The sequence below is a fragment of the Lentibacter sp. genome, from assembly GCF_029254145.1.
Classification (GTDB): domain Bacteria; phylum Pseudomonadota; class Alphaproteobacteria; order Rhodobacterales; family Rhodobacteraceae; genus Lentibacter.
The window spans coordinates 1-20,330 of record NZ_JAQWYD010000087.1; the positions used below are offsets into that span (position 1 = coordinate 1).

A 20,330-nucleotide genomic window follows, 5' to 3' on the forward strand; every position below is an offset into this window, starting at 1 on the left:
TACACCAAAGGCAGCGCCTGCATGGCCTCACGGTAGCTGTCTCCCAACTGGCGATACAGCGTGTCCTTCCCAAGCAGGGCTCGCAGGTGCTTTGGGACATTCCGCTTATACCGGAAGCTGCCATTCGCACGGCGGAACACATAGCGGGGAAGGTTTATCGGCATCTCGTCATTCATGTTCAGGACTGTGTTCTCCAAACCTAACCAAGTGCAACCCAAACCGACCGTCCAAGACTGACAAACCACGGCCCAAACTCGACAAAGTGGTCCCAAAAGCGGTCCCGAAAGTGGTCCTATGCAGGCCACAGCATCAACGTTTGCTAGGTTTTATGAGATAATCGACTGGTTATTGGTGCCCAGGAGAGGACTCGAACCTCCACGTCCATACAGACACTAGCACCTGAAGCTAGCGCGTCTACCATTCCGCCACCTGGGCAGGTGTCGATGGCAGCGCTTTAAGCTTGAGGAATGGCGCTGTCAACGGGATTCAAAAGCTTTTACGTTCAAACACGCCATATCACCTTGCCCAAAGCCGCTTGCGCGCGTAGGAAAAGGCGAGTTTTAAGCCAAACGGAGGCCACCCTATGTCAAAGCTTGTCACCATTTTTGGCGGATCGGGATTTGTTGGGCGCTATATAGCGCAGCAGCTTGCTATGAAAGGCTGGCGTGTTCGAGTGGCCGTGCGCCGTCCGAACGAAGCCTTGCATGTGCGCCCTTATGGTGCCGTTGGGCAAGTGGAGCCAGTGTTTTGCAACATTCGTGATGATGCGTCTGTCGATGCGGTCACACGCGGGTCTGACGCTGTCGTGAACTGCGTGGGCACATTTGATCGCAAGGGCAAAAACAACTTTGGCGCCGTCCAAGCCGATGGGGCAGAGCGAGTGGCCCGGATCGCTGCGGCGCATGGCGTAAAGAACCTCGTGCATATCTCTGCATTGGGTATCGGCCGTGACGAGCTAAGCGAATACGCCCGCACAAAGCGCGCGGGCGAAGCTGGGATTCTGGCGCAGTTCCCCAACGCGATGATCCTGCGGCCCTCTGTTATCTTTGGTCAGGAAGATGGGTTCTTTAACCGGTTTGCAAGCATGTCCCGCATGGGTCCGATCTTTCCGCTGATGGGAGGCAACACAAAGTTCCAACCCGTCTATGTTATGGATGTTGCGAGCGCGGCTGTGATGGGTGTCGAAGGCAAAGCCAGTGGCATATATGAGCTTGGTGGGCCTGAAACGAAAACTCTGTGCGGATGGATTGATGTGATCCTGGCGGAGGTTCACAGGACGAAACCTGTTTTCAATGCGCCGATGTTTGTTGGCCGTATGATGGCTTGGGGTCTTGATCTGATGCAGACTCTGACATTTGGAATCGCAAAAAACGGGCTCATCACACGTGATCAGGTAAAGCAGCTCAAGACCGACAATGTTGTTCAAGAAGGTGCGAAAACCTTTGAGGACCTTGGCATTGTTGCAACAGCACCTGAAGCTGTGATCGAGAGCTATCTCTGGCGCTATCGCCCGTCTGGCCAGTATGATGCGATCCGAGATTCCGCCAAAAATCTCAATCTTTAAGCGCTATAGGCAACCGCCAGCAGAACAATACCCAGCGCAACACGGTAAATTACGTAGGGTGTGAAGCTAACGCTGCGCAGAAGCCGCATCATAATGCTCAGAGCGAAGAGGGCCGCAACGAAAGACATGACCGCGGCGACAGCGCCATCGCGGGCGACCTGAGCATCCGCTGTTGCGATCACTTCTGCGCCGAGGAGCGCCCCGCTGGCGATAATTGTCGGGATCGACATAAGCATCGCAAGCTTGGCTGAATCTTGGCGCGAATAACCAAGCATCCGGCCCGCTGTAATACAAATACCTGAGCGTGACGTCCCAGGAATGAGCGCGACCGCTTGCCAAAGGCCCATTTTGATGGCGTCTTTTGCAGTCCAGTCGGCGTCAGTTTTTTCAATTGTTCCGCGCTGGTCGGCCCACCAGAGCAACAGACCAAACAGCAGCATTGTCCAGCCGATTACCGTCATCGAACGCATGGCGTCAGAGAGACCCGTGAGCTTTAAAACGAAGCCAAATGCGATTGCAGGTATGGTTGCAATCATCAGGAAGAACGCGAGCTTTGACCCCGCAGTGTCTATGCGGCCTGTGAGCATACGGGGGATACCAGAAAGGCCCATGGATACATCTCGCCAGAAGAAGATGATTACGGCGAAGAGTGTCCCGATGTGAACGGCGACATCTATCGCTTGGCCTTGATCGGGGGCAGAGGACAGCTCAGAAATCAAAATGAGGTGCCCCGAGGAAGAGACGGGCAAGAACTCTGTGATGCCTTGTACCAGTGCGACGAGAATCAATAGATAAAATGGCATGGGCGCCCCTGCTTTTCTTGGTCTTGTGGCAGCTATAGCGCGCTGTGAGAAAAAGGAAAGATGCTTGATCTGTCCGTTTCGGAATTATTATCTCAACTTTTTGCGCAAAATTGACAATCTGACGCGGCCTTTTCTGACAATGGGTCAATAAAACTGACTTTCTTTTATTTTGATGGTGTATTATTAGGGCTTTAACGAGAAGAGGGAGATTTGGCTGTGGCAAAGCAACCAATGCTGAAATTTGTATCTGTAGAACGTGACATGCCCGAAAAGCGGGCGGCGGGTGCGCGCAAGCAAGACTTCGGCGAGATTTATCAAGAATATGCTAAGGCCAAAGCCGAAGAGCAGGCCAGCCGCTGTAGCCAGTGTGGTGTTCCTTATTGTCAGAACCACTGCCCGCTGCACAACAATATCCCCGACTGGCTCAACCTGACTGCAACGGGCCGCCTCAAGGAGGCCTATGAGGTTAGCCAAGCGACAAACACGTTCCCCGAGATTTGCGGCCGTATCTGCCCACAGGATCGCCTCTGCGAAGGCAACTGTGTGATCGAACAGTCGGGCCACGGCACTGTGACCATCGGCGCCGTGGAGAAATATATCACCGACACCGCTTGGGAAAACGGCTGGGTCACACCTGTTGTACCAGCGCAGGAACGCACCGAAAGCGTGGGCATCATTGGCGCGGGGCCGGGTGGCCTTGCTGCTGCTGAGCGGCTTCGGGCGCAGGGCATCCAAGTCACTGTCTATGACCGCTATGACCGCGCCGGCGGATTGCTCACGTATGGCATCCCCGGGTTCAAGCTTGAAAAAGACGTTGTTATGCGCCGTATTGACCAGCTTGAGCAGGGCGGCGTGACAATGAAGCTGAACTGCAACATTGGCACCGATATTACCTTTGGCGCACTGCGCGGGCAGCATGACGCTGTGATCATCGCAACGGGCGTATACAAGACCCGTGACCTTGGTGGAGAAGGTGCTGCGGCTGACGGGATCGTCAACGCGATTGACTATCTCACAACTTCAAATCGCCTCAGCTTTGGCGACAGTGTGCCAGAGTTTGACAGCGGTGCGCTGAACGCAGCAGGCAAAAAAGTTGTTGTCATCGGCGGCGGCGACACAGCAATGGACTGTGTTCGCACAGCGATCCGTCAAGGCGCGGAAAGCGTGAAATGCCTTTACCGCCGTGACAGAGCGAACATGCCCGGCTCCCAGCGCGAGGTGAACAACGCCGAGGAAGAAGGCGTGATCTTTGAGTGGCTTGCCGCACCTGCAGGCTTTGTGGGCAACCCTGTCAGCGCCGTGAAAGTCCAGAAGATGCGTCTTGGCGCACCTGATGTGAGCGGACGGCAGAGCCCAGAAGTGATCGAAGGGGCCGACTATAATGAAGCCGCTGACCTTGTGATCAAGGCCCTTGGCTTTGAGGCGGAAGACCTGCCAACACTCTGGGACTCGCCCGAGCTTCCCGTGACCCGCTGGGGCACTGTAAAGGCCGAATACGAAACGGGCGCGACAGAGCTGGAAGGCGTTTACGCCATTGGCGATATTGTGCGCGGCGCCTCGCTTGTTGTCTGGGCCATCCGCGACGGACGCGACTGTGCCGATGCAATCCTAACAAAATTTGCCGCTGTTAACAAAATCGCGGCGGAGTGATTCCAGGGGGGTGAAAAGCGTGCACACTGCGTGCACAACCCGTGCACCGCTAAAACGGGTTTTTGCGAAAAGCCCGATCGTGACCCGAGCGTGCGCCGCCCCCATAGGACAACTTGACTGACTTAGACGAGAAACGAGACGAATGACCGAAACGAGAGACATCAGCGGACAGTGCCTATGCGGCGCCGTGACAGTGCAAGCCACTGTGACAGCGCCAACTGTACGCGCGTGTCACTGTGATATGTGCCGCCGTCACACGAGCAGCATGTTTATGTCTCTGAAGACCGATGAGGGCAGTATCCGCCTGAACGGTCCGGCCAAGAGCTTTGTCTCTTCTGATTGGGCCGAGCGCGGCTTCTGTGAGACCTGCGGCTCGACGCTTTGGTATGGGTTGCGCGAGACTGGCGAGATCAACCTTGCCGCAGGTCTGTTTGACAATGCGGGTGGCGCGCCGCTCACCACTGAATTTTTTGCTGATATGTGCCCTGAAGGCTATGCGCTTGCAGGCGAGCATAAACGGCTGACAACTGACGAAACGATTGCGCTGTTTGCGCCTGAGGAGGACTAAAGCCATGACCACATATGATGAAAACTGGGTGCGTGAAGAAGAAGCTAAGCGCAAGTGGATGGCCGAGAACGGGCTCTATAGCGAAGAGGAAGAGCACTCTTCCTGCGGCGTGGGCCTTGTTGTTTCACTCGATGGCAAACCGAACCGCAAGGTTGTGGACAACGGTATCGCCGCGCTTAAGGCGATCTGGCACCGAGGGGCTGTAGACGCGGACGGCAAGACCGGCGACGGCGCGGGCATTCATGTCCAGATCCCTGCGAATTTCTTTTATGATCAGATCCGCCGCACAGGCCACGAGCCACGCATGGACGAGCTGATTGCTGTCGGCCAGATTTTCTTGCCGCGCACGGACTTTGGCGCACAAGAGCGCTGCCGTACGATTGTGGAAACCGAAGTTCTGCGCTTGGGGTATTATATCTACGGCTGGCGGCACGTTCCTGTCGAGATCGGCTGCTTGGGCGAGAAGGCAAATGCAACGCGCCCCGAAATTGAACAAATCCTTATCTCAAACTCCAAAGGCGTTGACGAGGAACAGTTTGAGCGTGAGCTCTATGTCATCCGCCGCCGTATCGAGAAGGCCGTGACCGCGGCTGGCATTCAGGGGCTTTATGTGTGCTCGCTGTCGTGCCGCTCTGTGATCTACAAGGGGATGATGCTGGCTGAGCAAGTCGCCGAGTTCTACCCTGATTTGATGGATGAGCGCTTTGAGAGTGCATTTGCGATCTATCACCAGCGCTATTCCACAAACACTTTCCCGCAATGGTGGCTGGCGCAACCTTTCCGCATGCTGGCGCACAACGGCGAGATCAACACGCTTAAAGGCAACGTCAACTGGATGAAAAGCCATGAGATCCGCATGGCATCAAACTTCTTTGGCGAGCTTGCCGAAGACATCAAGCCGATTGTGCAGCCAGGATCATCGGACTCTGCGGCGCTTGATGCTGTGTTTGAAGTGCTTGTGCGCGCGGGCCGTGATGCGCCGATGGCGAAGACTATGCTTATCCCTGAAAGCTGGAGCAAGCAGGCTGTGGAGCTGCCCGAAGCGTGGCGCGACATGTATAGCTACTGCAACTCTGTCATCGAACCATGGGACGGCCCTGCCGCTCTTGCGATGACGGATGGCCGCTGGGTCTGTGCTGGGCTTGACCGCAACGGCCTGCGCCCAATGCGTTATGTTGTGACGGGCGATGGCTTGCTTATTGCTGGTTCCGAAGCAGGAATGGTTCCGATTGATGAGGCTGGCGTTATTGAAAAAGGCGCGCTTGGTCCGGGGCAACTGATTGCTGTGGATATGAAAGAAGGTGGCCTTTTCCACGACAAAGAGATCAAAGACAGAATGGCGGCAGCGCAGCCTTTTGGCGAGTGGGTCGGCAAGATCAACGAGCTGGACGAAGAGCTGGCGGGTGTCACTGAAGTGCCGATGTTTGAGGGCGAAGATCTGCGCAAGCGCCAGATTGCAGCGGGCTACACAATGGAAGAGCTGGAACAGGTGCTTGCTCCGATGTGTGAAGACGCCAAGGAAGCGCTTGCCAGCATGGGCGACGACACGCCAAGTGCGGTGCTTTCAAAGCAGTATCGCCCCTTGAGCCATTACTTCCGTCAGAACTTCTCTCAGGTGACAAACCCGCCGATCGACTCCTTGCGCGAATTCCGCGTGATGAGCCTCAAGACGCGCTTTGGAAACCTCAAGAACGTGCTCGACCAGAGCAGCGCACAGACCGAGATTATTGTGTTGGAAAGCCCGTTTGTTGCGAATGCACAGTGGGACGAAGTCACGCGTCACTTCAACGCCGGCTTGGTCGAGATCGACTGTACGTTTGAAGAAGCCGCTGGCGAAAATGCGCTGCGCGACGCTCTCGAAAGCATCCGTCAGCGTGCGGAAGACGCTGTCCGCTCGGGCGCGGGGCATCTTGTACTCACAGATCAGCACCAGAACGAAAACCGTGTCGCGATCCCGATGATCTTGGCCACGAGCGCAGTACACTCGTGGCTGACGCGCAAAGGCTTGCGGACGTTCTGCTCGCTCAACGTACGGGCAGCGGAATGTATTGACCCACATTACTTTGCCGTCCTTGTCGGCTGTGGTGCAACGACCGTAAACCCATATTTGGCAGAAGACTCTGTGGCCGACCGTATTCGCCGTGGCTTGCTCGATGGAACTCTCACAGAGAACATGGCGCGCTATCGTGAAGCGATTGACCAAGGCTTGCTCAAGATCATGGCGAAGATGGGGATCAGTGTTATTTCGTCCTATCGTGGTGGTATGAATTTTGAAGCCGTGGGCCTCAGCCGTGCAATGTGTGCCGAGTATTTCCCTGGCCTGACAAGCCGTATCAGCGGGATCGGTATTCGGGGGATTGAAGAAAAAGCAGTCTCTATTCACGCCAAAGGCTTTGCAACGGGCACAGATGTTCTTCCGATTGGTGGCTTTTACAAAGCCCGAAAATCAGGCGAAACACACGCTTGGGGCGCCAGCACGATGCATATGATGCAAAGCGCCTGCAACCGCGCTTCATATGAGATGTGGAAGAAGTATTCCAAGGCGATGCAATCTAACCCGCCGATCCACCTGCGCGATTTGCTGGCGATCAAACCTTTGGGTAAATCTATCCCGCTGGAAGAGGTCGAAAGCATCACAAGCATTCGGAAGCGTTTTGTCACGCCCGGCATGAGCCTTGGCGCGCTGTCACCAGAGGCTCACAAGACACTCAACGTTGCGATGAACCGTATCGGCGCGAAATCAGACAGTGGTGAGGGCGGCGAAGACCCCGCACACTTCCACCCAGAGCCAAACGGCGACAATCCATCTGCAAAGATCAAGCAGGTGGCGTCAGGGCGCTTTGGCGTGACCGCGGAATACCTCAACCAGTGCGAAGAGCTAGAAATCAAAGTTGCGCAAGGCGCCAAGCCTGGTGAAGGCGGTCAGCTTCCAGGGATGAAGGTCACTGATCTTATCGCACGGCTGCGGCATTCAACAAAGGGCGTGACGCTGATCAGCCCACCGCCACACCATGACATCTACTCAATCGAAGATCTTGCTCAGCTGATCTATGATCTCAAGCAAATCAACCCGCGCTGCAAAGTGACTGTGAAGCTTGTCGCAAGCTCGGGTGTGGGCACGATTGCCGCGGGCGTGGCCAAAGCCAAGGCCGATGTGATCCTGATCTCGGGGCACAACGGCGGCACGGGTGCGAGCCCTGCAACCAGTATCAAGTTTGCAGGTCTGCCATGGGAAATGGGCCTGACCGAAGCACACCAAGTTCTGAGCATGAACAACCTGCGCGAGCGTGTCACGCTCCGCACGGATGGCGGGCTCCGCACGGGCCGTGACATTGTCATGGCGGCGATGCTTGGCGCAGAAGAATACGGAATCGGGACCGCTGCTCTGATTGCGATGGGCTGTATTATGGTGCGTCAGTGCCAGAGCAACACCTGCCCTGTCGGCGTCTGCACACAAGACGAAGACTTGCGCGCCAAATTTACCGGCAATGCCGATAAGGTTGTTAATCTCATCACTTTCTACGCAACAGAAGTGCGTGAGATTTTGGCCGAGATCGGCGCAAAAAGCCTTGATGATGTCATTGGCCGTGCAGATCTTTTGAGCCAAGTCAGCCGTGGCTCGGAAAACCTTGATGATCTGGACTTGAACCCGCTGCTCATCACCGTGGATGGCGCGAAAGCGATCACTTATGATCGTGACCGCCCGCGCAACGCTGTGCCTGATACACTTGATGCCGAGATCGTGCGCGATGCGCAGCGCTTCTTGGAAGACGGCGAAAAAATGCAGCTTAGCTACGCGGTTCAGAACACGCACCGCACTGTCGGTACGCGCACCTCAAGCCACATTGTCCGCAAGTTCGGCATGCGTAACAGCCTTCAGGACGACCACCTGACTGTGAAGCTTACAGGCAGCGCGGGCCAGTCTCTTGGTGCGTTTGCAGCGCCTGGCCTCAAACTGGAAGTCAGTGGCGACGCCAACGACTATGTCGGCAAGGGCCTGTCTGGTGGTATGATCGTTGTGCGTCCACCTATGGCGAGCAAACTGATTGCCAGCGAGAACACCATCATCGGCAACACAGTGCTCTATGGCGCGACAGACGGGAATCTCTTTGCTGCGGGTCGCGCAGGCGAACGCTTTGCTGTGCGCAACTCGGGCGCGAAAGTTGTGATCGAGGGCTGTGGAAGCAACGGCTGTGAATACATGACAGGCGGTATCGCTGTTATCCTCGGTAGTATTGGCGCGAACTTTGGCGCAGGGATGACTGGCGGTATGGCCTATGTGTATGACCCCGATGGCAAGGCGCAAGACCTTATGAACCTTGAAACACTGGTGACTTGCTCTGTAAGCGTGAGCCACTGGGAAGCGCAGCTTAAGGGACTTGTCATGCGCCACGCAGAAGAGACAGGCAGCCGCAAAGCCGCTGAAATCCTGCTGCATTGGGACATGGAGAAGCAGAACTTCCTCCAGATTTGCCCCAAGGAGATGCTTGGCAAACTGGCGCATCCGCTCACCCGCGAGAGCGAGGCCATGCCGGCAGAGTAAGCTATTTGATATACTGATAGAGAAAGGGCGGCCCTCAAAAGAGCCGCCCTTTTTGTTTCCTGTTTAACGACTGAAAATGTGGCGGGAATGCAGCGAATGTTGGCACTCGCTTAAAAAGCTAATTTTTATAAGTGCTTAGGTGATGTGACTCGTTACGCTTTTACTCATTGTTTCATAAAATTTACCTCATTGTTTCCATTTTAACGCCGCTTTGTGGGGCGAAACTTGCCTTTGAGAGCAGTCAAAGGACGAGGCAAATGCCCATATACACAACACGATTCTGGCAAATGGACCCGGCAAACCCTCCGGGCGTTGGAGCGACGCTTACCTATTCGGTTTTGAGCATCAATGACAACAACGGTGATGGCGACTTTGACGCCTTCGACAACGACAGCATCAACGGGATTGATATCTTGCAGTCTTATTCGGGCGATACCGTGACGGTCAATGTTCCGGGTGTGGGGAATGTAACTTACACTGGCACGACTTTTTACATGGCCAACGGGCAACGCTTTTTCACCCCTGAAGATGGCCAGCCGCTCAAAAGCGGAACATTTGTCAGCTCGACCTTTGTGACACCACAGGGGCCGCTCTTTGTCCCCGAGCTTGGACCCGCATGTTTTACCGAAGGAACAGCGATTGAAACGCCTTATGGCGCCGTTCCTGTTGAAAGCCTGAGCGTGGGCGACCTTGTCACAACACTTGATGGCCCACCGCAACCTATCCGTTGGATCGGAAAGACCGTCTTGCGACATATAGGCAAGCATACCCCTGTAAGATTTGAGGTTGGAGCCATCGGAAACACCGAAGTTCTTGTGGTTTCTCCAGAGCACAGAATGTTTGTGACGGGCTGGCAAGCCGAGCTCCTGACAGGCGAGAGCGAAGTTCTGATCGCGGCCAAGCACCTTGTGAACGGCACGAGTATTACGCGCCAGAACGACGGCGGTGTTTGCTACATGCATTTGCTGTTTGACGCGCACGAGATTATCGAGGCGCATGGCGTTTACTCGGAGAGCTACTTTCCAGGACATGCCAAGAGCGCAGCCGAGACGGACGCCGAAGCGGAGCTCGCCGAGCTATTTCCTGAGTTGTTCTTAGAAAACAGCGAGACCTGGCAGCTGGCGCGTCCGGAACTGCGCGGCTTTGAGGCCAGTTTACTAGCGGCCTGATTGAAGCTTTCCTGCGCGCCCAGAGCAACGTATATAAGCAACGTGGCGAAAAGAACGAAACCCAATGCGAAACAGGAGCCTAGGCTTCAGCCCATGCGCTGGCTCAAGCGGTGGGCTATTAGGCTGTGTCTGTTGGTGGTGATTTTGGGGCTTGTAACTGTTACGGCGCACCGCTTTTTTGCGCCACCGCAGGGGATATATATGCGCCAAGAAGCGGCGCGTCTCGGTGGGATCAAGCAGAGCTGGGTAAGTGCTGACGAAATCGCACCTGTGATGTTTCGCTCTGTTGTGGCGGCCGAAGATGCAAACTTTTGCGCGCACTGGGGCTTTGATATGAATGCAATCCGTGCGGCGCTCGCGGACGGGACAGGGCGAGGCGCCTCGACGCTCACACAGCAAGTCGTGAAGAATGCTTATCTTTGGCACGGCCGCAACTGGAGCCGAAAAGCGCTTGAAGCTGTGCTGACGCCGCTTGTGGAACTGATCTGGCCAAAGCGTCGCATCCTTGAGGTCTACCTCAACATCGCAGAATTTGATGAGGGTGTTTTTGGTGTGAAAGCAGCCGCACAGCATTACTTTGGTGTAACGCCAGCCAAGCTGAGTCCGCTGCAGGCGGCACGGCTTGCCGCGATCCTGCCAGCCCCAAAAGAACGCTCGGCCTCCAAGCCTTCAAACTATATTCGAAAGCGTACCGCTCGGATCCGCGACGGCGCTGAAACAATCCGCCGAGACGGGCGCGCCAAGTGTTTCGAGAGTTGAAACTTCGCCGCTAAAGTTGCATTGAAGAACAGTCCCAATCTTTGAGCATCTATTATGGCCACTTTATTTCATGTTCCTCTCTCTCCGTTTTGTCGCAAGGTGCGGCTGAGTCTCGCTGAAAAGCGGATTGAATGCGAGTTGATCGAGGAGCGCTATTGGGAAAAGGACAGCGATTTTTTGCGCCGCAACCCAGCGGCTAAAGTACCAGTTCTGAAGATAGACGGCCGCATGCTTTCGGAGAGTGCCGCGATTTGCGAGTATCTTGAGGAGGTCTACCCCGAAGTCTCTTTGATGCCGAGCGCACCTGAGGCACGCTATGAAGTTCGCCGTATTGTGGGCTGGTTTGATGACAAGTTTCACAGTGAAGTGACAGCAAACCTTGTCTATGAGCGCGTCAACAAGAAGGTGATGGGGCAGGGCTACCCTGACAGTAAAAACGTGAAAGCTGGCGCGAAAGCGATCAAGTTTCATCTGGATTACATGACATGGCTTTTGGAGCAGCGGCGCTGGCTCGCAGGCAATGAAATGACGCTCGCGGACTTTGCGGCGGCGGCGCACCTCTCTTCGCTTGATTATATCTCGGATGTCGACTGGAACCGCTCCGAGACTGTCAAAGACTGGTATGCAAAGATAAAGTCGCGGCCTGCGTTCCGCTCTATTCTGGCAGACCAAGTGTCAGGCTTTCCGCCCCCTCCACATTATGCTGACCTCGACTTTTGAGTCCGATGGACGCGCTGGCAAATAAGCTGCGCGAACAGGCGAGGGCCGAGGGCTTTGACAGCTGCCAGATTTGCGCACCTGACGCTGTGCCCGACGTTCCTGCGCGGCTCGATACGTTCCTTGAAAAGGGATATCACGGACAAATGGGCTGGCTCGCCGAGCGGACCCATTGGCGCGGAAATCCTGCGGCGCTCTGGCCCGAGGCGCGCTCTGTGATCATGCTGGCCGTCAGCTATACGCCTGAGGAGGACCCACTGGAGGCGCTGACCCAGAAAGAAGCAGGGACAGTCTCTGTTTATGCCCAAAACAAGGATTATCACGACCTCGTCAAAAAAGGGCTGAAGCGTTTGGCCCGCTGGCTGATCGCGGAGGCGGGTGGCGAAGTGAAAGTTTTTGTAGATACCGCACCTGTGCCTGAAAAACCGCTGGGGCAAGCCGCAGGGCTTGGATGGCAAGGCAAACACACGAACCTTGTGAGCCGTGAGCTTGGCAACTGGTTTTTTATCGGGTCTATCTTTAGCACGCTCGATCTGCCGAAGGACGCTCCGGAACAGGACCATTGCGGAAGCTGCCGCAACTGTTTGGATGTTTGCCCGACCGGAGCCTTTCCTGCGGCTTATCAGCTCGACGCTCGGCGCTGTATCTCCTACCTGACAATCGAACACCACGGGCCTGTCGACGAAGAGCTGCGCCCGCTTCTTGGCAACCGTATTTATGGCTGCGACGACTGCCTTGCTGTCTGCCCTTGGAACAAGTTTGCGCAAAATGCCCGAGATATGCGACTAAAGCCGCGGGATGATCTGCAAAGCCCGCCATTGGCGGAGCTGGCAATGCTAAATGACACAGAGTTTCGCGAAAAATTCTCTGGCAGTCCGATCAAACGGATTGGACGGAACAGGTTTGTGCGTAATGTGCTCTATGCAGTCGGCAACTCGGGAAGCACAAACCTTCTGAAGTGCGCGCAACACCTGCTGAATGACAACGATGAAACTGTCCGTGACGCGGCGGACTGGGCCTGCAAGCGACTGAAAAACGACGCAAACGGGCAGGACGAAGCGGGCTAAGCCGCTAAACCCGTAGGGCGAACAGGATTTGGAGGCGACATGGCTATTTTGCTAGGTGTGGACACAGGCGGAACATATACCGACGCAGTTTTGCTGCGCGACGAGGAAGAAGTCCTCGCCTCCGCCAAGTCTTTGACCACGCGGCATGACTTAGCCATCGGAATCGGCAAGGCTGTGCAGGCGGTGCTGGATGCCTCCGGGGTTGATCCCTCAACAATCGGTCTTGCTTCGCTCTCAACCACTCTAGCCACCAACGCACTTGTCGAAGGGCAGGGCGGACGAGTCGGGCTTGTCTATATCGGATTTCCTGAAAGCGACCTTGCCAAGCATGGGCTGAATGAGGCGCTCAAGGGCGATCCGCAGATCGTTTTAACAGGCGGCCACGACCACGCTGGTGGCCAAGCGCATACTCTTGATGAAATTGGGCTTTCGGCATGGTTAGAGACTGTTTCAGGCGTGTCTGCCTTTGCGGTTGCAAGTAAGTTTGCCACCAGAAACCCAGCCCATGAGCTACGCGCAATGGAAATGATCCGCGAAGCGACGGGCGCGCCTGTCTCCGCGTCACACCAACTGTCTGCGAAGCTCAACGGGCCAAAGCGTGCGCTCACGGCACTTCTGAATGCGCGGCTGATCGGTATGATCGACAAGCTGATCGTGCGGGCCGAAGACGGGCTGCGCGACCTCGGAATCACTGCGCCGCTGATGGTTGTGCGCGGCGATGGTGCGCTGATCTCTTCAGCACAGGCGCGGGAAAAGCCAATCGAGACAATTTTGAGCGGACCTGCGGCCTCAATTGTTGGCGCGCAATGGATGACGGGGGCACAGGAAGCGCTGGTCAGTGATATTGGCGGCACGACAACCGACATTGCGCTTTTGCGCGACGGACGGCCCAAGATTGACCCCGAGGGTGCGCGCGTGGGGCCGTACCGCACCATGGTTGAGGCCGTGGCAATGCGCACAAGTGGACTCGGCGGTGACAGCGAAGTGCACTTTATCACCGAGGGGCTCAAGGGCGGGCTGACGCTTGGACCAAGGCGGGTTTTGCCCGTGAGTCTGATTGCGCTTGATGCGCCAGAGCTTGTGAAAAGCACAATGGAAACGCAGTTGCGAGCGCCTGCGCCAAGCGAGTTTGACGGGAAGTTCATCAAGCGGGTTGATGGCGTGAGCCATGCGGGACTTGCACCCCGTGATGAGGCGGTTTTGGAACGGGTTGAGGGCGTGATGCCACTGAGCAAAGTGGTCCGTACGCGTATTGAGACACAAAGCATCCGCCGACTTGTGGAGCGGGGGATTGTTCAAGTCTCTGGCGTGACGCCCTCGGACGCGAGCCATGTGCTTGGCTTGCTCGACAGCTGGGACGCAGAGGCGGCACATCTTGCGCTTGAGTTGTTCTGCCGCCGCCGTAAGGGCGACGGGGAGCGGCTCGCCAGAGAGCCAGAAACGCTTGCGAGGCTGATCCTTGATCAGATGACAGAACAGACGAGTTTAGCTTTATTAGAGACTGTTTTTGCCGAGGAGGCCGAAACGTTTGAAACGGAGCCCGCAAGACTGGCACGGCACGAATTGCTGCGCGCAGCGCTCCTTGGACACAGCGGGCTTATCGCGTTGACTGCAAAAGTAAATGTGCCGGTTGTGGGCCTAGGGGCTTCGGCGAGCACATATTATCCTGATGTGGGTGGCAAGCTCGGCTGTGAGATGATCCTACCAGAGCATGCGGGCGTGGCGAATGCGCTTGGCGCGGTTGTCGGGCGAGTGACGATGCGGCGGAGCCTTTCTGTAACCAGCCCATCTGAGGGGCTTTACCGCCTTCATGCGGCGACGGGGCCAGAAGACTTCACTGAGCTTGAACCCGCGCTAAAGGCCGCAGAAGACTGGCTTCGCGCCACTGTTATTCAGGCAGCAAAGGATGCGGGAGCAGACGATATAGAAACATCTGCGACAAGAGAGCTGCGCCGCAGTGAGGCAGAAGCACGCGAGATTTTTGTCGAAGGCCTGGTGACTGTCGAGGCCGCAGGGCGGCCCCGAATTACTGCTTAGGACTTTGGCATAGACGACACGCCAACTTGCGACGGACGCAAGAGGCGATCGTGCAGCATAAAGCCCTCTGTCGAAACCTGAATGATATCACCCGCGTTTGTTCCAGGGACGGGGGCTTCAAACATCGCTTCGTGGATATTTGGATCAAATTTGTCACCAACTTGCGGCGCAATGATAGTCATACCGTGCTTTTTGAAAACGTTGAGAAGCTCGCGCATTGTCAGCTCGATACCCTCGATGAGGGCAGCGGCACCTGCGCGCTGCTCTTCTGTGGCGGCCTCAAGGGCGCGCTTCATGTTGTCATAGACTGGAAGCATATCACGCGCGAGCTTTGAGCCACCGTATTGCTCGGCGTCGCGGCGCATTTTGTCGCCACGCTTGCGCGCGTTTTCAGCATCGGCCAAAGCACGCATGAACTTGTCTTTAAGCGCGTCACGCTCGGCGCGAAGCTCATCAAGCTCGTATTCTTCAGGGAGCGGCTCGGAGAGCTCTTCGGACATTTCGTCCAGCTCGGCCTGCTCGATATCATCCAGGAAATCGTCTTCTCTGCGATCTGCCATGTCGTCACCTTTAACTTTGGTTGGATATAAGCTTGCCAACCAACTGCGCTGTATAATCGACTATCGGAACAATGCGGCCATAGTTCAGCCTCGTGGGCCCTATGACGCCAACAGCGCCGATAATCTTTCGATCAGCGTTCATATATGGAGAGACAACCAAAGAGGAACCCGAAAGTGAAAAAAGTTTGTTCTCTGAGCCAATAAAAATGCGCACACCCTCACCTTCTTCGGTGAGTTGGAGGAATTCGACGATATCTCGCTTGCGCTCAAGGTCATCAAACAGGGTTTTGATGCGCTCAAAGCCCTCTGTCTCGGATTCAGCAATCAAATTGGAACGGCCCCGGACAATCAGGCGCTCGTAGCTTTCTCCCTGGCCTTCCCAGACCGCGAGGCCGCTATCGACCAATTGGCGCGCCAGAACGTCAATCTCTTGGCGGCGGCTGTCGATTTCGCGGCGGATGGTTGTGCCAAGCTCTGTGAGAGTCTTTCCCTCGGCGAGGGCATTGAGAAAGTTTGCCGCTTCGCGCATTGAGCTTGGAGTCGCGCCCAAGGGCGGATTGAAGACACGGTTTTCAACATGGCCATCGGAGAAAACCAGAACAACAAGTGCGCGATCCGCAGCAAGGGGGACAAACTCGATATGTTTGATCGCTGCTTCATGCTTTGGTGCAAGAACGAGCGATGCACCCTGCGTAACACCCGAAAGCGCGGCGCCGACGCGGTCAAGTAGACCGCCCACATCGCCAGAGTTGCGCCCCATTGTTTCATCAATGCGTTGCCGGTCGTTTATCTCAAGCTCATTCACTTCGAGAAGGCCGTCAACAAACATGCGCAAGCCTTGCTGTGTTGGAATGCGGCCAGCACTTGTATGAGGGCTGCCAAGAAGACCCATGAACTCAAGATCAGACATAACATTGCGCACGGTTGCCGCGCTCACCTTTTCGCTCATTGTGCGAGTGAGGGTGCGCGAACCGACAGGATCACCTGAATCCAGATAGCCCTGTACGACGCGACGAAAGACTTCGCGCGTACGATCGTTCATTTCGGATAGAAGCTGTGAATTGTCACTCATTTGGGCTTTCCTCGCGCAGCATTTAAGAACCACGCGCTCCGAAAGGTCAATCGGGCTTGTGTTATGGGGCTTGGGCCTTGTATCCCAACGGGAACAACAAAAGGATTTTGTAATGCGACCTTCAGGCCGAAGCCTAGACCAAATGCGCGATGTAACCATCGAGACAAATGTAACTAAACATGCGGAAGGCTCCTGCATGATCAAGGTCGGAGACACACATGTTCTTTGCACCGCGACACTGGAAGAGCGCGTACCGCCGTTTGTAAAGGGCTCGGGCCTCGGATGGGTCACTGCAGAATTCGGGATGCTGCCACGCTCAACCACAAGCCGTATGCGCCGTGAAGCGACAGCCGGAAAGCAAGGTGGACGCACCGTAGAAATCCAACGCTTGATTGGCCGCTCGTTGCGTGCGGGTGTTGACCGTGTTGCACTTGGTGAACGCCAGATCACAATTGACTGTGACGTTATCCAAGCTGACGGCGGCACGCGCTGTGCGGCGATCACGGGCGGTTGGGTTGCTCTGAAGCTGGCAGTGAACAAACTCATGAAAACGGGCGCTGTGATCACCGATCCGCTGATTGACCCTGTGGCAGCTGTGTCTTGCGGGATCTATGCAGGCCAGTCTGTCCTTGATTTGGACTATCCAGAAGACAGCGAAGCTGGTGTTGACGGAAACTTTATCATGACAGGTTCCAAAAAGCTGATCGAAGTTCAAATGTCTGCGGAAGGCCAAGTCTTTAGCCGCGCACAAATGAACGAGCTTATGGACCTCGCCGAAAAAGGCATGAGCGAACTTGTTATGCTTCAGAAGGCGGCGACCAGTGCGTAAGTTTGACGGAGACCATCTGGTTATTGCGAGCCACAATAAAGGCAAGCTACGTGAAATTGCCGAGCTTCTTGCGCCTTTTGGCGTCAGGGTCAGCTCGGCGGCGGAGCATGGACTGGAAGAGCCAGATGAAACCGAAGATACCTTTGTCGGCAATGCGCGGATCAAAGCTCATTTTGCCGCGAAGGCGACGGGCCTGCCCGCTTTGTCAGACGACAGTGGGATAGTTGTGGATGCACTTGGCGGTGCACCCGGCGTTTACACTGCCGACTGGGCCGAAACGCCAAACGGGCGCGACTTTGGTAGGGCGATGGAAAAGGTCTGGACCTTGCTCGACACCAAGATGGCGCCGTTTCCACGGACTGCGGCTTTTAAGGCGACACTGTGCCTTGCTTGGCCTGACGGGCACGACGAAATCTTTGAAGGTGAGGTAAAGGGAGAGGTTGTCTGGCCCCTACGCGGCGTAGATGGCTTTGGATTTGATCCGATGTTTCAGCCCTTAGGCAAAAGCGAAACCTTCGGGGAAATGGACCCCGCAGAAAAGAACGCGATGAGCCATCGGCAGGATGCTTTTGATAAGCTCGTGAAGCGCTGCTTTGAGTAGCGATTGGGAACATGGCGGCTTCGGCATTTATGTGCATTGGCCGTTTTGTGAGGCCAAATGCCCTTACTGCGACTTCAACAGTCATGTTGTGCGCGAAATCGACCAGTTGCGCTGGCTTAGAGCCTATCTTTCAGAGATCGAACGCTACGGGAGAGAGCTTCCTGGGCGCGTTGTTTCTAGCGTATTTTTTGGCGGCGGTACGCCAAGCTTGATGAACCCAGATGTTGTTGCGGGGGTCATCGACAAAATCAAAGCCACATGGCCTGTGGCCAATGATTTGGAAGTGACGCTTGAGGCAAACCCCGGCTCGGTCGAGGCAGGGAGATTTCGGGCCTATCAAGAGGGAGGCGTTAGCCGCATTTCTATGGGTGTTCAGGCGCTGAACGATCCTGATTTGCGGCGCTTGGGGCGAATACACAACGTTAAAGAAGCACAAGCGGCCTTTCAAATTGCACGCAACACTTTTGAGAACGTCAGCTTCGATCTGATTTACGCGCGACAAGGGCAGACGCCCGACGCGTGGCGTGCGGAGTTAAACGAAGCCTTGGCGCTCGCTGTGGACCATCTTTCGCTCTATCAGCTCACCATTGAGCAAGGCACAGCTTTTGGCGACAGATACAACGCAGGAAAACTGCGAGATCTGCCCGACGATGACGATGCAGCAGAGATGTATGAAATCACTCAAGATGTTTGTGGACAGGCTGGCCTATCTGCCTACGAAGTTTCGAACCACGCCCGTACAGGCGCCGAATGTAGACACAATCTGATCTATTGGCGCTATGGTGACTACGTAGGAATTGGGCCAGGGGCACATGGCCGCATCACCCCGATTGCTGCGCGCTGCGCCACAGAGGCTTACCGGCAACCAAACGCCTGGCTCGACGCGGCAGAGCGCGGAACAGGTGATAAGGCGCGCGAAATCTTGATGCATGAAGACGAAGCAACAGAGCTTTTGCTAATGGGGATGCGCCTGTCTGAAGGCGTTAGTCTGAACCGCTATGAGGCTCTTGCCAAACGGAAGCTAAAGCCGAGCGCGCTCGCGGAGCTGCTAGAGCTCGGGATGGTGGCCCGAGAGGGGGACAGGCTTATCGCGAGCGAGAAGGGCCGATTTGTGCTAAATTCAGTGCTAAGCAAGCTGTTGGAAGACTGAATGCGTATTGTTTGGCTGATATTTGGAGTGCTGTCTCTTGGTGCTGGCTTTGTTGGTGTGGTTCTACCGCTCGTACCAACAGTTCCATTTCTCTTGCTCGCGGCCTTCTGTTTTGCGCGCTCTTCAGAGCGCCTTCACAATTGGCTCGTTATGCACCCGAAGTTTGGCCCATCGATCATGGACTGGCGCGAGCGTGGGGCTATCTCTTTACGCGCGAAACGCATGGCAACCGTCTCTATTGTTGCGGTTTTCATGCTATCTGTTCTGATCGGCCTAAAGCTTACACTGCTTGCCATACAAGCTCTCACGCTTGGATGTGTGCTGTTGTTTATCTGGTCCCGCCCGAACTGATCAACTCAGCTTTGCACAAAGCCCGTCAAGCTCATCGAGGGTTTCATAGCGGATTGTGATTTGTCCAGACTCGCCACCAGAGGAGTGATTCAAGCTTACTTTCATTCCAAGCGCCGCTGAAAGATCGGCCTCAAGGGCAAGCGTATCAGCATCTTTGTCGAGTTTACGCGCAGTGCGTGGTTTGGGCGCGGGTGCGCTTTCTTTCTTCACAAGCTGCTCGGCTCCGCGGACAGAGAGACCCTTTTTCACAATCTCTCGCGCTAACAAAGCTGGATTTTCAGCGGTAATCAAAGCGCGCGCATGCCCAGCTGTCAGCTCGCCCTTATTGAGTAGCACCAAAACTTCGTCCGGCAAAGACAGCAACCGCATCTGGTTTGCGATGTGGCTTCGGCTTTTGCCCAACGCTTGGGCTAGCTTCTCTTGAGTATGACCAAACTTATCTATCAGCTGACGATACCCCGTCGCTTCCTCAACGGGGTTAAGATCGGCGCGCTGAATATTTTCAATAATAGCGACCTCGAGAACCTCGATATCATCAAACTCTCTAATGATAACAGGTACTTGGTGTAGCTGAGCCTTTTGAGAAGCCCGCCACCGGCGCTCGCCAGCCACGATCTGATAAACGCCGTCCTGCCCAGGATACGGGCGCACAATAATGGGCTGAATGACGCCTTTTTCACGGATGGATTCCGCAAGATCAATCAAAGCCTCATTGTCAAAGTGGCGGCGGGGCTGGTCTGGGTTTGGCTTTACCTGCTCGATCGGGAGCATCAGATCCGAGCGGCGCGGAGTGGCCGCTGGTGTCTCAGCGTCGCTTTGTACTTCAGCCATAAGAGCCGAGAGACCGCGACCAAGCCCGCGAGATTTGCTTTTCTTATCGACCATCTTGC

General features: G+C 55.6%; 17 protein-coding genes and 1 tRNA gene. 13 read left to right on the forward strand and 5 right to left on the reverse strand.

Annotated features, from left to right (window positions below):
* Positions 1–349: 349 nt before the first annotated feature.
* Positions 350–435, reverse strand: a tRNA-Leu gene (locus tag P8O11_RS10265).
* A gap of 148 nt (positions 436–583) precedes the next feature.
* On the opposite strand from P8O11_RS10265, the gene P8O11_RS10270 reads away from it, so the two are divergent.
* Complete coding sequence (locus P8O11_RS10270; RefSeq protein WP_300294010.1) at positions 584–1,564, forward strand: complex I NDUFA9 subunit family protein; 981 nt, start codon at positions 584–586, stop codon at positions 1,562–1,564.
* On the opposite strand, the gene P8O11_RS10275 is transcribed toward P8O11_RS10270, so the two are convergent.
* Positions 1,561–2,367 (reverse strand): undecaprenyl-diphosphate phosphatase, encoded by an 807-nt coding sequence (locus P8O11_RS10275; protein ID WP_300294012.1) that lies wholly within the window; start codon positions 2,365–2,367, stop codon positions 1,561–1,563. The genes P8O11_RS10270 and P8O11_RS10275 overlap by 4 nt on opposite strands.
* A gap of 216 nt (positions 2,368–2,583) precedes the next feature.
* Between P8O11_RS10275 and P8O11_RS10280 the strand changes: the two genes are divergently transcribed.
* The 8 genes from P8O11_RS10280 to P8O11_RS10315 all read left to right on the forward strand — a co-directional run bounded on the left by P8O11_RS10280 (position 2,584) and on the right by P8O11_RS10315 (position 14,877).
* Positions 2,584–4,017, forward strand: coding sequence for an NAD(P)-dependent oxidoreductase (locus tag P8O11_RS10280; RefSeq protein ID WP_300294013.1), 1,434 nt, complete (start codon positions 2,584–2,586; stop codon positions 4,015–4,017).
* Positions 4,018–4,159: 142 nt separating this feature from the next.
* The gene (locus P8O11_RS10285; protein ID WP_300294014.1) at positions 4,160–4,585 is read left to right on the forward strand and encodes a GFA family protein; all 426 of its coding nucleotides are present in this window, start codon (positions 4,160–4,162) and stop codon (positions 4,583–4,585) included.
* A 4-nt stretch (positions 4,586–4,589) separates the two neighbouring features.
* Positions 4,590–9,128: a glutamate synthase large subunit gene (gene gltB, locus P8O11_RS10290; RefSeq protein ID WP_300294015.1), complete on the forward strand. Its 4,539-nt coding sequence runs from the start codon at positions 4,590–4,592 to the stop codon at positions 9,126–9,128.
* Positions 9,129–9,385: 257 nt separating this feature from the next.
* Complete coding sequence (locus P8O11_RS10295) at positions 9,386–10,297, forward strand: Hint domain-containing protein (RefSeq protein WP_300294016.1); 912 nt, start codon at positions 9,386–9,388, stop codon at positions 10,295–10,297.
* 93 nt (positions 10,298–10,390) lie between these two features.
* On the forward strand, positions 10,391–11,056 hold the full coding sequence (gene mtgA, locus P8O11_RS10300; RefSeq protein WP_300294017.1) for a monofunctional biosynthetic peptidoglycan transglycosylase: 666 nt from the start codon (positions 10,391–10,393) through the stop codon (positions 11,054–11,056).
* A gap of 54 nt (positions 11,057–11,110) precedes the next feature.
* Complete coding sequence (locus P8O11_RS10305) at positions 11,111–11,776, forward strand: glutathione S-transferase family protein (protein WP_300294018.1); 666 nt, start codon at positions 11,111–11,113, stop codon at positions 11,774–11,776.
* A gap of 5 nt (positions 11,777–11,781) precedes the next feature.
* Complete coding sequence (gene queG, locus P8O11_RS10310; protein ID WP_300294019.1) at positions 11,782–12,840, forward strand: tRNA epoxyqueuosine(34) reductase QueG; 1,059 nt, start codon at positions 11,782–11,784, stop codon at positions 12,838–12,840.
* A 39-nt stretch (positions 12,841–12,879) separates the two neighbouring features.
* Entirely contained in the window at positions 12,880–14,877 is a 1,998-nt protein-coding gene (locus P8O11_RS10315) for a hydantoinase/oxoprolinase family protein (RefSeq protein ID WP_300294020.1), read from the forward strand.
* Here the strand turns inward: P8O11_RS10315 and P8O11_RS10320 are convergent.
* Both P8O11_RS10320 and hrcA read right to left on the reverse strand, forming a co-directional pair.
* Complete coding sequence (locus P8O11_RS10320; RefSeq protein WP_089893558.1) at positions 14,874–15,437, reverse strand: nucleotide exchange factor GrpE; 564 nt, start codon at positions 15,435–15,437, stop codon at positions 14,874–14,876. The two genes, P8O11_RS10315 and P8O11_RS10320, sit on opposite strands and share 4 nt — an antisense overlap.
* Positions 15,438–15,447: 10 nt before the next feature.
* Positions 15,448–16,509, reverse strand: a complete 1,062-nt coding sequence (gene hrcA, locus P8O11_RS10325) for a heat-inducible transcriptional repressor HrcA (RefSeq protein ID WP_300294021.1) — start codon at positions 16,507–16,509, stop codon at positions 15,448–15,450.
* A 112-nt stretch (positions 16,510–16,621) separates the two neighbouring features.
* Between hrcA and rph the strand changes: the two genes are divergently transcribed.
* From rph to P8O11_RS10345, 4 genes are read left to right on the forward strand one after another with little or no spacing between them, the layout of a single operon-like run.
* A complete protein-coding gene (gene rph, locus P8O11_RS10330; RefSeq protein WP_300294022.1) occupies positions 16,622–17,338 on the forward strand; it encodes a ribonuclease PH in 717 nt (238 codons plus the stop codon).
* The gene (gene rdgB, locus P8O11_RS10335) at positions 17,331–17,939 is read left to right on the forward strand and encodes an RdgB/HAM1 family non-canonical purine NTP pyrophosphatase (RefSeq protein ID WP_300294023.1); all 609 of its coding nucleotides are present in this window, start codon (positions 17,331–17,333) and stop codon (positions 17,937–17,939) included. The genes rph and rdgB overlap by 8 nt, the downstream gene beginning before the upstream one ends.
* On the forward strand, positions 17,932–19,089 hold the full coding sequence (gene hemW / locus P8O11_RS10340; RefSeq protein ID WP_300294024.1) for a radical SAM family heme chaperone HemW: 1,158 nt from the start codon (positions 17,932–17,934) through the stop codon (positions 19,087–19,089). Before rdgB ends, hemW begins: the two co-directional genes overlap by 8 nt.
* The gene (locus tag P8O11_RS10345) at positions 19,090–19,440 is read left to right on the forward strand and encodes a YbaN family protein (protein WP_300294025.1); all 351 of its coding nucleotides are present in this window, start codon (positions 19,090–19,092) and stop codon (positions 19,438–19,440) included. It abuts the gene before it with no gap.
* Here P8O11_RS10345 and P8O11_RS10350 read toward each other — a convergent pair whose 3' ends face one another.
* Positions 19,441–20,325 carry a ParB/RepB/Spo0J family partition protein gene (locus P8O11_RS10350; RefSeq protein ID WP_300294027.1) on the reverse strand — a complete coding sequence of 295 codons (885 nt, stop codon included), beginning with the start codon at positions 20,323–20,325 and terminating at the stop codon, positions 19,441–19,443.
* Between the last annotated feature and the right edge of the window lie 5 nt (positions 20,326–20,330).